The organism is Lentzea tibetensis (assembly GCF_007845675.1).
GTDB lineage: Bacteria > Actinomycetota > Actinomycetes > Mycobacteriales > Pseudonocardiaceae > Lentzea > Lentzea tibetensis.
Genome location: NZ_VOBR01000003.1, coordinates 363,703 through 376,067, shown reverse-complemented (window position 1 = coordinate 376,067; position 12,365 = coordinate 363,703). Strand labels below are relative to the sequence as shown.

11 protein-coding genes are annotated in these 12,365 nt (G+C 69.1%); 3 read left to right on the top strand and 8 right to left on the bottom strand.

From position 1 onward, the window contains the following. Nucleotides 1-9: 9 nt before the first annotated feature. Both FKR81_RS05960 and FKR81_RS05955 read left to right on the top strand, forming a co-directional pair. Nucleotides 10-981 (top strand): ABC transporter substrate-binding protein, encoded by a 972-nt coding sequence (locus FKR81_RS05960; protein WP_146349906.1) that lies wholly within the window; start codon nt 10-12, stop codon nt 979-981. A gap of 184 nt (nt 982-1,165) precedes the next feature. Further along, nucleotides 1,166-2,701: an alpha/beta hydrolase gene (locus FKR81_RS05955; RefSeq protein WP_146349905.1), complete on the top strand. Its 1,536-nt coding sequence runs from the start codon at nt 1,166-1,168 to the stop codon at nt 2,699-2,701. Between the two features lies 1 nt (nt 2,702). On the opposite strand, the gene FKR81_RS05950 is transcribed toward FKR81_RS05955, so the two are convergent. From FKR81_RS05950 to wecB, 3 genes are read right to left on the bottom strand one after another with little or no spacing between them, the layout of a single operon-like run. Continuing rightward, entirely contained in the window at nt 2,703-3,422 is a 720-nt protein-coding gene (locus tag FKR81_RS05950; RefSeq protein ID WP_146349904.1) for a hypothetical protein, read from the bottom strand. 5 nt (nt 3,423-3,427) lie between these two features. Continuing rightward, nucleotides 3,428-5,224 carry a DUF2334 domain-containing protein gene (locus FKR81_RS05945; protein WP_146349903.1) on the bottom strand — a complete coding sequence of 599 codons (1,797 nt, stop codon included), beginning with the start codon at nt 5,222-5,224 and terminating at the stop codon, nt 3,428-3,430. Next, nucleotides 5,221-6,459 (bottom strand): non-hydrolyzing UDP-N-acetylglucosamine 2-epimerase, encoded by a 1,239-nt coding sequence (wecB, locus tag FKR81_RS05940; RefSeq protein WP_146349902.1) that lies wholly within the window; start codon nt 6,457-6,459, stop codon nt 5,221-5,223. Before wecB ends, FKR81_RS05945 begins: the two co-directional genes overlap by 4 nt. Before the next feature lie 383 nt (nt 6,460-6,842). Between wecB and FKR81_RS05935 the strand changes: the two genes are divergently transcribed. Continuing rightward, complete coding sequence (locus FKR81_RS05935; RefSeq protein ID WP_146349901.1) at nt 6,843-8,150, top strand: glycosyltransferase family 2 protein; 1,308 nt, start codon at nt 6,843-6,845, stop codon at nt 8,148-8,150. Here the strand turns inward: FKR81_RS05935 and FKR81_RS05930 are convergent. From FKR81_RS05930 to meaB, 5 genes are all read right to left on the bottom strand, one after another. Next, on the bottom strand, nt 8,147-8,800 hold the full coding sequence (locus FKR81_RS05930; protein ID WP_146349900.1) for a response regulator: 654 nt from the start codon (nt 8,798-8,800) through the stop codon (nt 8,147-8,149). The genes FKR81_RS05935 and FKR81_RS05930 overlap by 4 nt on opposite strands. Further along, a complete protein-coding gene (locus tag FKR81_RS05925) occupies nt 8,791-10,317 on the bottom strand; it encodes a GAF domain-containing sensor histidine kinase (RefSeq protein ID WP_235921324.1) in 1,527 nt (508 codons plus the stop codon). The genes FKR81_RS05930 and FKR81_RS05925 overlap by 10 nt, the downstream gene beginning before the upstream one ends. A 104-nt stretch (nt 10,318-10,421) precedes the next feature. Next, a complete protein-coding gene (locus tag FKR81_RS05920; RefSeq protein WP_146349898.1) occupies nt 10,422-10,772 on the bottom strand; it encodes a pyridoxamine 5'-phosphate oxidase family protein in 351 nt (116 codons plus the stop codon). Nucleotides 10,773-10,822: 50 nt separating this feature from the next. Then, the gene (locus FKR81_RS05915) at nt 10,823-11,407 is read right to left on the bottom strand and encodes a hypothetical protein (protein WP_146349897.1); all 585 of its coding nucleotides are present in this window, start codon (nt 11,405-11,407) and stop codon (nt 10,823-10,825) included. Further along, nucleotides 11,404-12,354 (bottom strand): methylmalonyl Co-A mutase-associated GTPase MeaB, encoded by a 951-nt coding sequence (gene meaB, locus FKR81_RS05910; RefSeq protein ID WP_146349896.1) that lies wholly within the window; start codon nt 12,352-12,354, stop codon nt 11,404-11,406. Before meaB ends, FKR81_RS05915 begins: the two co-directional genes overlap by 4 nt. Nucleotides 12,355-12,365: the final 11 nt, after the last annotated feature.

The window sequence follows — 12,365 nt, the reverse complement described above, 5'->3', positions numbered from 1 at the left end:
GTCCACGAAATGATTCGGTCTGCAGGCATCGTCGCCGCAGCTGCTCTCGTCCTCACCGCGTGTGGTGGCGGCGGGCAGATCGGCGACTCTGGCAACCAAGCCAGCAGCAACAAGAAGATGGTGCTGCTCCCCGGCGTCGCCGCCGAACCGTTCTACATCTCGATGGAGTGCGGCTTCCGCGACGCGGCCAAGGCAGCGGGCTACGAGGTCGACGTCCAGGCTCCGGCGTCGTTCGACGCACCCCAGCAGATCCCGCTGGTCACCGGTGTCCTGGCGAACAAGCCGGCGGCGGTGCTGATCGCACCGACCGACGACAAGGCACTGGCCGCGCCGATGAAGCAGCTCAAGGACGCGGGCATCAAGGTCGTCGAGGTGGACACCAAGCTCGAGGACACCTCCGTCGCGGTCTCCACGATCTCGTCGAACAACGAGCAGGGCGGCCAGCTCGCCGCGCAGACGCTGAACAAGCTTGCGGCGGGCAAGTCCGGTTCCGTGCTGGTGCTGAACACCAAGGCTGGAACGTCCACAACGGACGCTCGCGCCAAGGGGTTCGAGGACGAGATCAAGAAGTACCCGAACCTGAAGTACATCGGCCAGCAGTACACGGACAACCAGCCCGACCAGGCCGCGTCGAAGGTGACGGCCACGCTGGCCGCCAACCCGGACCTGATCGGCGTGTTCGCGACCAACCTCAACACCGGTGAGGGTGCCGCCACCGGCCTGCGCAACGCGGGCAAGACGGGTGCGGTCAACCTCGTCGGCTTCGACGCATCGCCGAAGCAGGTGCAGGACCTCCAGGGCGGGGTTGTGCAGGCCCTGATCGCGCAGGACCCGGCTGGCATCGGCAAGCAGGGCGTCGAGCAGGCGATCGCCGCCATCGAGGGCAAGGAAGTGAAGCGCGACATCGAGACCAACCTCGTCGCGATCACCAAGGACGACGCTTCGGCCAACGAGAAGTACTTCTACAAGCAGAAGTGCTGACGTAGTCCTTCGTTGAACAGCGAACGCCCCCAGGTACGTAGGAGGTACCTGGGGGCGTTCGCTGTTCTCAGCCGTTCGGGGTAAGCCGAGAGTCGCGGCCGAGTAGAGCCTTTGTGCGGTTGTGACCACCTGATCAGACGGGGTGGAGTGGGTCGGCAACTGAGCATCAGTAAGGGGGAGTTCGATGCGAAGTAAGTTGATCGCCGCCCTGGTGGCCACCCTGACAGCCACCACGATGATCACCCCGGCGGCCGGAGCCGCCCAGCAGGTGCCCGCCAAGTACCTGACCCAGACCGTCGACTGGAAGCCGTGCTTCAACCCCGTACCACCGGGCTTCCCGCCGGGCGCGGAGAAGCTCGAGTGCGGCACCTTCACCACGCCGATGAACTGGAACAGCCCGAACGGCAAGGACATCACCATCGCGGTGAGCAGGCTGAAGACCGCGGCCAACCCGAAGCAGACGATCCTCACCAACCCCGGCGGACCGGGTGGGGCGGGCCGGACGACGCCGCTGATCTTCCTGGACCGCAAGAAGCTCACGGACAACGCCGAGATCATCGGCATCGACCCGCGCGGCACGGGCGCGAGCAGCAACGTCACCTGTGGTGGCGTCGACTTCCTGGGCGCGGTGGACCCGCGGGACCGGGATCCGCGCAACCTGGACCTCCTCAACGACACGATGGAGCTGCAGGCGAAGTTCTGCCAGCTCAAGTCCGGTGAGCTGGGCCCGTTCATCTCGACGGACCAGACGGTCAAGGACCTGGACCTGCTGCGCCAGCTCCTCAAGAGGGACAAGGTCAGCTGGATCGGCTACTCCGGCGGCACCTGGATGGGCGCCTACTACGCGACGTACTTCCCGAAGCAGGTCGACAAGTTCGTGCTCGACTCGAACACGGAGTTCACCAACGACTGGCAGACGATCTTCGGTGCGTTCGGGCCCGCGTTCGAACGCCGGTTCCGCACGGACTTCCTGCCGTGGGTGGCGAAGTACGACAACGTGTTCCACCTCGGCACCACCGCCGAGCAGGTCAGGCAGGTGTACGAGACGACCCGCGCGCGGCTCGCGGCGGAACCGCTCCAGCTGCCGGACGGCACGGTCGTCACGGCCACGTTGCTGGACTTCATCCTCATCCAGGCGCAGTACAGCAAGGCGCGATTCCAGCAGGGCGCGGCGGACCTCGCGTTCATCGCGAACCCCGGACAGTTCACGGCGACCGCGTCGTTCCCGGACGCGCTGATCGGCACGCGGTTCGGGATTCTCTGCAACGACACCCCGTTCCGCGGCGGGCGCGAGTACCTCAACCGGTTCTCCGAGCAGACCGGGCGGAAGAGCCCGCTCATGGGCTACTACATGATCGCCGGGCCCTGCGCGTTCTGGAACCGGCCGAACATCCAGCTCAAGCAGCCCACCGGCATCGGGGTGCCGCCGGTGCTGATGGTGCAGTCGGTCAGGGACCCGGCCACGCCGCTGGAAGGTGCGCGCAAGGCGCACAACAGGTTCGCCGGATCGCGGATGCTCACGGTCAACGACGAGGGCGACCACGGGATCTACGGGTTCGGCAACGCGTGCGTCAACAACGTCGTCGAGAGCTTCATCGTCGACGGGGTCACGCCGCCGCGCGACTCGCAGTGCCCCGGTGTACCGCTGCCCGCACCCGGTAGCGCCGCCAAGAACCCGATCGTCGAGGCCAACCACCTCGCGGAGCTCGCGGGCTGGTAGGTCAGGAGATCTGGAGGACGGCCTGCGCGAAGGTCGTGTACCACGCGCTCTCGGTGAAGCGCGGGCCGTTCTCCTCCCCCAGGTACAGGTCGACGTGCCGCACGCCGCCCAGTCCCGGCGTGAACGCGTCGGAGATCACCCACGTCGACGCCTTGAACTTCTCGCACACCTTCGCGTCCACCGCGCCGCCTTCCGGCAACTGTCCACAAGAGACGAAGCGGATGCGGGAACCCTGCGGCACGCCGTCGGCCGCCGCCGAGACGAAGGGCTGCAACGGCTTGCCGTTCGTGTCACGCGGGGCGGTGTCGAGCCAGTACCCCTTGTCGTGCGACCAGTTCAGGTACTTGCCCGAACGGGTGCGGCCGGTTCCCTCGTCCTCGACGGCCTTGGCGAACGACGCCGGGTACGTGCCCAGGTCGTCGTCACCGTTCTCGCAGTCGATCTTCGGGCAGCCGCGCACCTGCTGGACGGGTCCACTGTGGAACGACTCCACCGCGGTGTAGTAGACGGTCACCTGCCACCCCGTCGACACCTGCTGCGGTGTGGACGAAGGCGGCACCGTGGTCGTAGGCGCGACCGAGGAAGTGGTCGGCGCTGGGACTGAGGTAGTAGTGGTGGTCGTCGTGCTGGCGGAGGGCACGCTGGTCGGCGTGCCCTCCACCGAGGAGCAGGCAGCGAGGAACGCCAGCGACACCAACGGAAGCCGGCGCACCCCGCTCATCGTCCTCAGCCCGCCATCACCGTGGAGACGGGCACGAACTGGTAGCCCGCCGCCTTGATGCCGGAGACGGTCTGCTGCAGGTACGTGACGCCCAGGTACGGGTGGTAGAAGAAGCTCGCCACACCGTCGTTGACGACCTTCATGGCCTTCGCCGTGTCGATCAGGTCCGCGGGCATGCGCGACGGGTGGTTGTTGAACGGCTCGGGCTCGACGTTGCCCAGACCCTCCGGCGCCACGACGGAACCGTAGATGTCGCGCACCAGGTACGGGAAGTACTGGCCGAAGATCCGGTCGTACTGCGGGACACCCGTGCCGCACGCACCACCGGGGCAGTAGCCGCCGAAGTAGAGACCGCGGTCGTAGCGCTTGCCGAAGTTGTTCTGGATCTGCTGGTAGTCGACGGCCGACGCGGCGTAGTGCGGCGGCTCGAAGATCGTCGGCACCGGGAAGCCGGCGAGCATGAACGCGGTGCGCGCCGAGTTGATCCTGCCCTGCATCCACGCCGCCGAGTCACCGGGGACCGGGCCGTCGTAGATCACGCTGTCGTTGGCGTCGACGTGGGCGCGGTAGAACTCGAAGTCGTTGGCGGACATGCCGTCGTACGGGTTCGCTTCCTTGCCGAACTGGTGCGTGTAGCCGTGCATCAGCAGCGTTCCGCCGCGAGTCTGCATGTACCGCAGCGCGGTGACGACCTGCGGCCGCTGCGCGAGGTTGTACGCCTCGGGCACGCCGCCGTTGTCGACGCCCAGCGGGTTCTCGAACCGCGGGTAGACGGCGATGCTGAACGGAACCTGCTGCGAGTACAGGTAGTCCGCGATGGCGCGCAGCTCAGCGGGGTCGGCGTCGGGGCCGACGTCCTCGATGCGCACCAGCGCCCGCTTGCGGTCCAGGCCCGCCGGGTTGGCGATCTGGCCGATCAGGTCCGCCGCCGCGAGGTAGCGGTCGCCGTGGCCGACGTAGCTGAACGGGATCTCACCGATGTAGGTGAGGTTGCCGGACTTCGTGGCCCAGTTGATCGGACCGGCCGCGCTGCCGTTCGCGACGGCCACGGGTGCGGCCTTCGCGCCGTCGGTGATCTGCGTGATCATCAGACCGGACGGCACCGCCAGCTGGTCGCGCTTCAGTGCGACGCCCTCGTAGGACACCGAGGTGGCGGCACCGAAGTCGTACTGCACCCAGTTCCAGCCGTACTGGGCGGCGAAGTTGGCGGACCTGGCGGTGAGCTGCCAGATGTTGTGCGCCATCCACAGCACCGGGCGGCTGCCGGCGAGCACGTCGTCGAGGAACGCGGTCGGCAGCGGCTCGTCGTAGGTCGAGCCGATGTAGACCACGCCGGTGTAGCCGGACATCTCACCGGCGGCGTAGCTGCTCACCGGGTGCATGACGTACGAGCTGCCGTGCGAGACGAGGTTGCTGGCGACGACCGCGTAGGCCTCGCCGAGCCACGCCCACGAGCCGGTGTTGTCGTACAGCACCAGCGTCTTCTGCGACGTGGACGCGCCGGGCGCGGCCTTGCCGTTCGTGGCGGTGGCGGCGGCCGACTGCTGGCCGCCCAGCAGCGGCGACAGCACGGTGCTCAGGATGCCGGGCTTGTCGGTCCGCTTGGGCACGCGCGAGGTCGACGCGGTCGTCGGCTGGGCTGTCGACGGCTTGGGCGGGCCGGGCAGCAGGCGGTCGGTCAGCTCACCGACTGACGACAGCGAGAGGCCGAGCGTGATCGGCGCCGCCTGGGCGCCGGGCGCCGCCGACACCGCCAGCGCGGCGACCACGCCCAGCGCGAGCTTCGAGAGTCTGGAGATCATGCGACGTCTACCTCTCCTGCGCGACACGGCACCGATGCCGAACCGCTGGCCTGGAACCCGTTGTGGGCCTTGAACTCGGTGGGACGCTGGTCCTGCAGTCCGAGCAGCCAGGCGAATGCCTGCTCGGTGCGCACGGACGCGAGACCGTCGCCGAACGGGTTGCCGTCGGCCGTCATCGCCTCCCGTGCGGTGGGGTCGTCGAGCAGCTCGCACGCGAGCGACACGATGCGCTCGCGGTCCGTGCCGACGAGCACGGCGCACCCGGCGTGCACGGCCTCCATCCGCTCGGTGACGTCGCGCAGGACGAGCACCGGGATGCCGAAGCTGGGTGCCTCCTCCTGGATGCCACCCGAGTCGGACAGCACCAGCGTGCACGCCGACAGCAGCCGCGCGAGTTGCGCGTACGGCAGCGGATCGGTGATCGTCACCCGGTCCATGCCGCCGAGCACCTCGGTGACCTGCGCGCGAACCGCGGGGTTCGGGTGCGCGGGCAGCACGACCTCGACGTCCGGCTTCGCGGCGACGAGGTCCGCGACGGCCCGCAGCACGCGGTCGAGCGGCTCGCCCCACGACTCGCGCCGGTGGGTCGTGACGAGCACCAGCCGAGACTGTCCGGTGTGGACTTTCGTCTCGACTTCGTCCAACCGGCTGTCGCCATAAGGTGCACGACGCGCCGCGACGTCCAGCACGGCGTCGACGACGGTGTTGCCGATCGTGAGGACGTTGTTGCCGGCCAGTGACTCCTCTGCGAGGTTGGCGGCCGCCTCGTGCGTCGGCGCGAGGTGCAGCGAGGCGATCTGGCCCACCATGCGCCGGTTGCCCTCTTCGGGGAACGGCGAGGTGAGGTCGTAGGACCGCAGGCCGGCTTCCAGGTGCACGACCGGGATCTGCTGCCAGAACGCGGCGAGCGCACCGGCGAGCGTGGTCGTGGTGTCGCCCTGGACGAGGACCGAGGCGGGGCGGCGCTCCGTGTACAGCCGGTCGAGCTCCTCCAGCAGCTGGCTGGTGAGCTCGGCCTGCGCACCGGTGACCCGTGCGAGCTTGATCGTGACGTCGGCGGTGAAGCCGAACGACTCGAACGCCTGGTCCACCATCTGCGGGTGCTGCCCGCTGTTGACCAGGACCGGACGGATGCGGCCTCCTGCGAACATCGCCGCCGCGACCGGAGCGAGCTTGACCGCTTCCGGACGCGTTCCAGCGATCAAGAACACCTCGGGCACCTCGCCCGATGCCATATCCCTGGGGCCAGGGACAAGGGGGCTAAGTCCCATCTTTCTACCTCTTTTGGACTCTCATGCACGCGCGGCGAAACGTGCGCATCAGGTAACCGAACACCCAGTGCGAATACCAATTCGACCGGGCGGCGTTGGGTACCGCCATTGCGGTGATTAGCTTCGCGAACTTCGTGTGTAACGACTAGTGGATCCGGGCCGATCTGTTTAGTTGACGCTACTGGTACTTGTCCCTACGCTCGGCTCGAACCACAGCTCCTGGGCTTGATGTCTGGTATCTCGCACAACAACCGCACTTCGTTACCGGGAGTTCCCGATGCACCAGAACCCTGCCGGTGCGCACAACTCGTTGTACCCGCAACCTCTTTTCCTGGCTGGACTGTGACATGAACGACACGACCCAATTCGCGACGTTCATGCTCCTACTCCTCGCGTTCTGGCCGAGTTACAACCTGGTTCTCGCACTGTTCGTCTGGTGGAGACCCAAACCCGGCCCGGAGGACCAAGGGAGCAAGCATCCGCTCGAGTACTGGATCATCATTCCGGCGCTCAACGAAGAGCGGGTCGTCGCCAACACGGTGCGTTCCGCACTCGCTCTCGACGGCGCTCGCACGCCCGTCCAGGTCGTCGTGGTCGACGACGGATCGGACGACCGGACGCCGCACGTGCTCGCCCAGATCGAAGACCACCGGCTGCACGTCATCCGGCGCGAACCGCCCAACGCCCGCAAGGGCAAGGGCGAGGCGCTCAACCACGCGTTCCAGTACGTCCGCGACATCGCCGTGAGCGAGGGCAAGACGCATCGCGTCGTCATCGGCGTCATCGACGGCGACGGCCGGGGCGCGCCGGGCATGCTCAGCGAGATCACCCAGTACTTCGCCGAGCGCAGCGTCGGCGCCGTGCAGTGCCGCGTCCGCATCCACAACCGCGGCGACCTGCTGGCGTTCCTCCAGGACCTGGAGTTCAGCTGCGTCGTCGACGCCTCGCAGAGCCTGCGCGACGTCGTCGGCACGGTCGGGCTCGGCGGCAACGGCCAGTTCGTGCGGCTGAGCACGCTGATGCGGCTCGGCGACGCGCCGTGGTCCGCGTGCCTCGTCGAGGACCTGGAACTGGGGCTGCGCATCCACCTGGACGGCCAGCGCATCCGCTACGCGACCCGCGCGACGATCACCCAGCAGGGCCTGGTCGACGTGAAGCGGTTGCTGCGCCAGCGGACCAGGTGGGGGCAGGGCAACCTGCAGTGCCTCAGCTACGTGCCGAAGCTGTTGCGCGCCAGGCACATCACGTCGATCGCGCTGATCGAGTTCCTGCAGTACCTGCTGACGCCGTGGCTCGTCGCGCCGATGACGCTCGTCATCTGCGCGCTGCTCGGGCTGAACGTCTACGGGCAGATCACCCAGGACGACGTGTTCGGGCTCGTGGCCATCGGGCCGGAGGCGTGGACGTCGATGCTGCTGTGGGCGGGCGCGCTCGTGCTGCCCGGCCTGCTGTGGGGGCTCGTGCACCGGCTCAAGCACGGTGACGAACCGCTGTGGCGGGCGCTGCTCGTCGGACTCGCCTACCCCGGATTCCTGATCCTGGGCTCGGTGTCGACGTTGCGCGCGTTGTTCCGGTACTTCACGGGGCGGAACATGTGGGCCAAGACGGAACGGCTGGCCGAGGAGCCGGTTCTCAAGGCTCCCAAGGCGGCCTAGAACTGACCGGGGTGCGAGCGTCTGCGTCTCGCCGCGTAGACGCCCGCCTCGGTCCGCCGGTCGAAGCCGAGCTTGTGCAGCAGCGAGGACACGTAGTTCTTGACGGTCTTCTCCGCCAGGTACAACCGGTTCGCGATCTGCCGGTTGGTCATGCCCTCGGCGATCAGGTCGAGTATCCGGCGTTCCTGCGGGCTGAGCGCCGCGTACCTCGGGTCCTCCTCCGGTCCGCCGCGCAACCGTTGCAGCACGGTCGACGTGACGCCGGCGTGCAGCAGTGAGCCGCCTTCAGCGAGCGTGCGGACGGCGGCGACGAGGTCGTTGCCGGACACCTCTTTGAGCATGTACCCGGACGCACCGGCCATGATCGCGCCGAACAGCGCCTCGTCGTCCGAGTAGGACGTGAGCATCAGGCACGCGGGCGGCGGCTGGAGGATCGACCTGATCTCCCGGCACACCGTGACGCCGTCGCCGTCGGGCAGCCGGACGTCGATGATCGCCACGTCAGGACGCGCCTGCGGGGCGAGGGCGACCGCGGACGCCGCCGTGTCCGCCTCGCCGACCACCACGATGTCGGGTGCCTGCGCGAGCAGTTGCTGCAGTCCCCTCCGCACGATCTCGTGATCGTCGACGAGCATCACCGCTATCGCCATCTCTCGTCCTTCCCGATGGGCACCGACCAGCGGACCTCGACGCCCTCACCGGGCGTGGAGTCGACGGCGCAGGATCCGTCCCAGCGCTCGGCTCGGGCGGCCATGTTGGCCAGCCCGCCCGTGTGCCGCGGCCCGTCCACCGGCAACCCGCAGCCGTCGTCCCGCACGACGAGTGCGACTCGTGTCGCCGCAGGGTCAACGACGACCGACACCTTCACGATGCGGGCGTGCGCGTGCCGGAAGACGTTCGTGAGGGCCTCTCGCAACGTGGCGACGAGATCGGGGCGCACGGGGTCGGGCACGACCGAGTCGAGCGGGCCGTCGAGCGCGACGCCGGGCTCGAACCCGAGCAGCGCGGCCGACTCCCGCACGGTGCGCAGGATCTGCCCGCGCAGGCTGGAAGTCGGCGACAACGGTTCCTGCAACGAGAAGATGGTGCGGCGGATCTCCCTGATGGTCTGGTCGACCTCCTCGACGAACTTCGCGATGCGGTCGCTCACGATCGGCCTGGTGGTGAGCCCGGTGAGGCCCTGCAGCCCGAGCCCCAGCCCGAACAGCCGCTGGATCACCAGGTCGTGCAGGTCGCGTGCGATGCGGTCGCGGTCCTCCAGCACGGCGAGGCGCTGCGCGTTGCCCTGCACGCGGGTGAACTCCAGCACGAGCGCGGCCTGCGCGGCGAACGCCTCGACCAGTTCGACGTCCCCGTCGTCGAACACCGGCTCGCCCGCCCCGCGGGACACCAGCAGCACGCCGAGCATGCGGTCGCCGACGGGCATGGGAACGAGCACGCCCGGCCCGACCGAGTCCGGCTGCTCGACGAGGCAGGCACCCGCCTCGTCCGACCGGCACGCCTCGCCCGAGTCGAACACCTCGTGCGTCGGACTGCCGGCGCGGCGCGGGACGACCTGCCCCTCGGCCACTGCGCCGCGCCCGCCGTCCACGACCTCCAGCACCAGCTCGCCCGCGCTGTTCAACAGGATCAGCGTGGCCACGACACCGCCCGCCGCCGCACGCGCCCGGTTCGCGACGAGGCACAGCGCGTCGCGGCCGGACGTGCCGGTGAGCATCGCCGTGGTGACCTCGGTGGACGCCCGCAGCCACACCTCGCGCTGGCGGGCCCGTTCGAAGAGCCGCGCGTTCTCGATCGCGATGCCCGCCGCCGCGGCGACCGCGCTGACGATCTCGTTGTCCCGTTCGGTGAACTCGGCCTTGCCCGCGAGGTAGAGGCTGCCGAACTCCTCGCCGCGCACCCGGACGGGCACGGCGAGGAAGCCGGGCAGGTCGGCGGTGCGGATCGCGCGCGGGTCCTCGGTCGGGAAGTGGCTCTCGTCGCCGCCCGCGGAGAACTCCAGCAGGCGCCGGTCCGGGCCGACGACGGCCATCGCGCCGTGGCGCGCGCCGACGAGCTCGCACGCGACCTCGACGATGCGGTGCAGCACGTCCCCCAGGCGGACGTCGTCGGCGAGCGACAGCAGCGCGTCCAACATCCGCTGATCGGTGCTCACCGAACTGCCCACGACTTCACCCCTTCGGGTAGAGGCGCGCATCGTCTGAACGACCGAGAGTAACTCCACTGTGTAGTCAAAGGGGAGAGCGTCACCGCAAGTGGTACATCAGAAAACTACTCTGAGTATGTGCACGGCTCGAGAATTCGTCTTCCCGACACCATCTCGACCGGAATCAGGAGCCATCGGCCCGGCTGATCGGGGTCGGGGTGCTCGACCGCGTGCCCCACGACGGTGACCGTCCAGCTGCACGCCACGTCCTGCGACACGTCGTCGGCCTCGAAAGCGACGACCGTGTCGTGCGCGGCGTACACGGGGACGTCGTCCGGCAGCCGCACGATCAGCGCGCCGTCGTCCACGCGGTACGGGACGGGCCGCACGGCGGGCAGCGCGTGCTGGGTGAAGATGATGCGACCCACGCGGACCGAACGGAGCAGTCCGAGGCACTCTTCGCGGGTCAGTGGCATGCGAACGACAGTCGGCCTCGGGGCAAGCGCTTGCCTAGAGTCGTAAGACCTCAGACGAGACCTACCGTGAACCCCTCGTCCTGCACGCCCCGGTACAGCGGTCCCGCGCAGTGCCGCAACGCGTTGTCCAGCACCGGGACCAGGTTCGCCGCGTCACCCAGCGGCAGCCGGTACCCGTTGCGCACGTGGTGGAACTCCCACAGGTGCTCCATGTTCGGGTGCGTCGCCCGGAACCGCTGCGGGTCGCGCGGGAACAGGTCCAGCCGCACCATCGTGCGCCGGGTCAGCGCGTCGGACAGCTGCACGACGCGTTCCTGCGTGCGGGACACCGCCACGGCGCCCAGCTCCTGCCACGGCACCGCCCACGCCGCGCCATGCGGGTCGTCCCAGCGGATGCCGGGCTGCTCGACGATCAGCTTGCGGGGCCGGGAGACCTTCTTCCAGTTGACGATCGCCGCGGCTGCGATGCCGGTGAACGCGAGCCCGATGACGCCCGCGATGCCGCCGCCGACGGGCTCACCGTCCGCGAACGCGCTGACGGCGCCGATCAGGGCCAGCACACCGAGCACACCGGCGACCGAGGCACCGATGAGCACGCGCCGCGTGTCACGGGTGCCGATGTCGATGACGGTCATTTCCCGAGGTTAGCGCTGATCAACTGCTCCGCGGCGCTGAACGGGTCGAGCTCGCCCGCGACCACGCGCTTGGCGAGCTGGTCGGTCTGCCCGAACCGGACGCGCACCCGTTCGACGGCGATGGCCTCGATCTCGGCGGCGGCGCGCCGGATGCGCCGCTCCTCCAGCTCGCCGTGCTCGGCCATCCACCGCTGGTGGCCTTCGATGGCCTCGACGACCTCGTCGAGCCCTTCGTTGCGCGCGGCGACCGTCTTGACGACCGGCGGCCGCCACAGCGGCCCTTCGCGGTCGCGCCTGCCGAGCGAGATCATGTACTTGAGGTCGCGCGCGGTGACGTCCGCACCGTCGCGGTCGGCCTTGTTGATGACGAAGACGTCCGCGATCTCCAGGATGCCCGCCTTGGCGGCCTGGATGCCGTCGCCCATGCCGGGCGCGAGGAGCACGATCGTGGTGTCCGCGAGCGACACGACCTCGACCTCGGACTGCCCGACGCCGACCGTCTCGACGAGCACGACGTCGCACCCGGCCGCGTCCAGCACCCGCAACGCCTGCGGCGTCGCCCACGACAGCCCGCCGAGGTGCCCGCGGGTCGCCATGGACCGGATGAACACACCCGGATCCGTCGCGTGGTCGCCCATCCGGACCCGGTCGCCCAGCAGCGCGCCGCCGGAGAACGGCGACGACGGGTCGACCGCGAGCACACCGACCCGCTTGCCCTGTCTGCGGAAGGCGGCGACGAGCGCGTTGGTCGAGGTCGACTTGCCGACACCGGGCGCACCGGTGAGCCCGATGACCTTGGCGTGCCCGGTGAACGGCGCCAGCGCGGCCGCCACCTCGGGCAGCTGCGGACTGCCGTCCTCGACGAGCGAGATCAGCCTGGCGACCGCGCGCGGCTGTCCCTCACGCGCGCGAGCCACCAGTTCTGCTACGTCAACGGTCCGTGCCACCAACCCGTCCC

Bases quoted from the DNA above. Each gene is read 5' to 3' on its own strand.
- FKR81_RS05945 (WP_146349903.1), bottom strand. From the start codon at position 5,224: ATGATCTCCAGACTCTCGAAGCTCGCGCTGGGCGTGGTCGCCGCGCTG.
- wecB (WP_146349902.1), bottom strand. From the start codon at position 6,459: ATGGCATCGGGCGAGGTGCCCGAGGTGTTCTTGATCGCTGGAACGCGT.
- FKR81_RS05955 (WP_146349905.1), top strand. From the start codon at position 1,166: ATGCGAAGTAAGTTGATCGCCGCCCTGGTGGCCACCCTGACAGCCACC.
- FKR81_RS05960 (WP_146349906.1), top strand. From the start codon at position 10: ATGATTCGGTCTGCAGGCATCGTCGCCGCAGCTGCTCTCGTCCTCACC.
- FKR81_RS05920 (WP_146349898.1), bottom strand. From the start codon at position 10,772: ATGCCACTGACCCGCGAAGAGTGCCTCGGACTGCTCCGTTCGGTCCGC.
- FKR81_RS05915 (WP_146349897.1), bottom strand. From the start codon at position 11,407: ATGACCGTCATCGACATCGGCACCCGTGACACGCGGCGCGTGCTCATC.
- FKR81_RS05935 (WP_146349901.1), top strand. From the start codon at position 6,843: ATGAACGACACGACCCAATTCGCGACGTTCATGCTCCTACTCCTCGCG.
- FKR81_RS05950 (WP_146349904.1), bottom strand. From the start codon at position 3,422: ATGAGCGGGGTGCGCCGGCTTCCGTTGGTGTCGCTGGCGTTCCTCGCT.
- FKR81_RS05930 (WP_146349900.1), bottom strand. From the start codon at position 8,800: ATGGCGATAGCGGTGATGCTCGTCGACGATCACGAGATCGTGCGGAGG.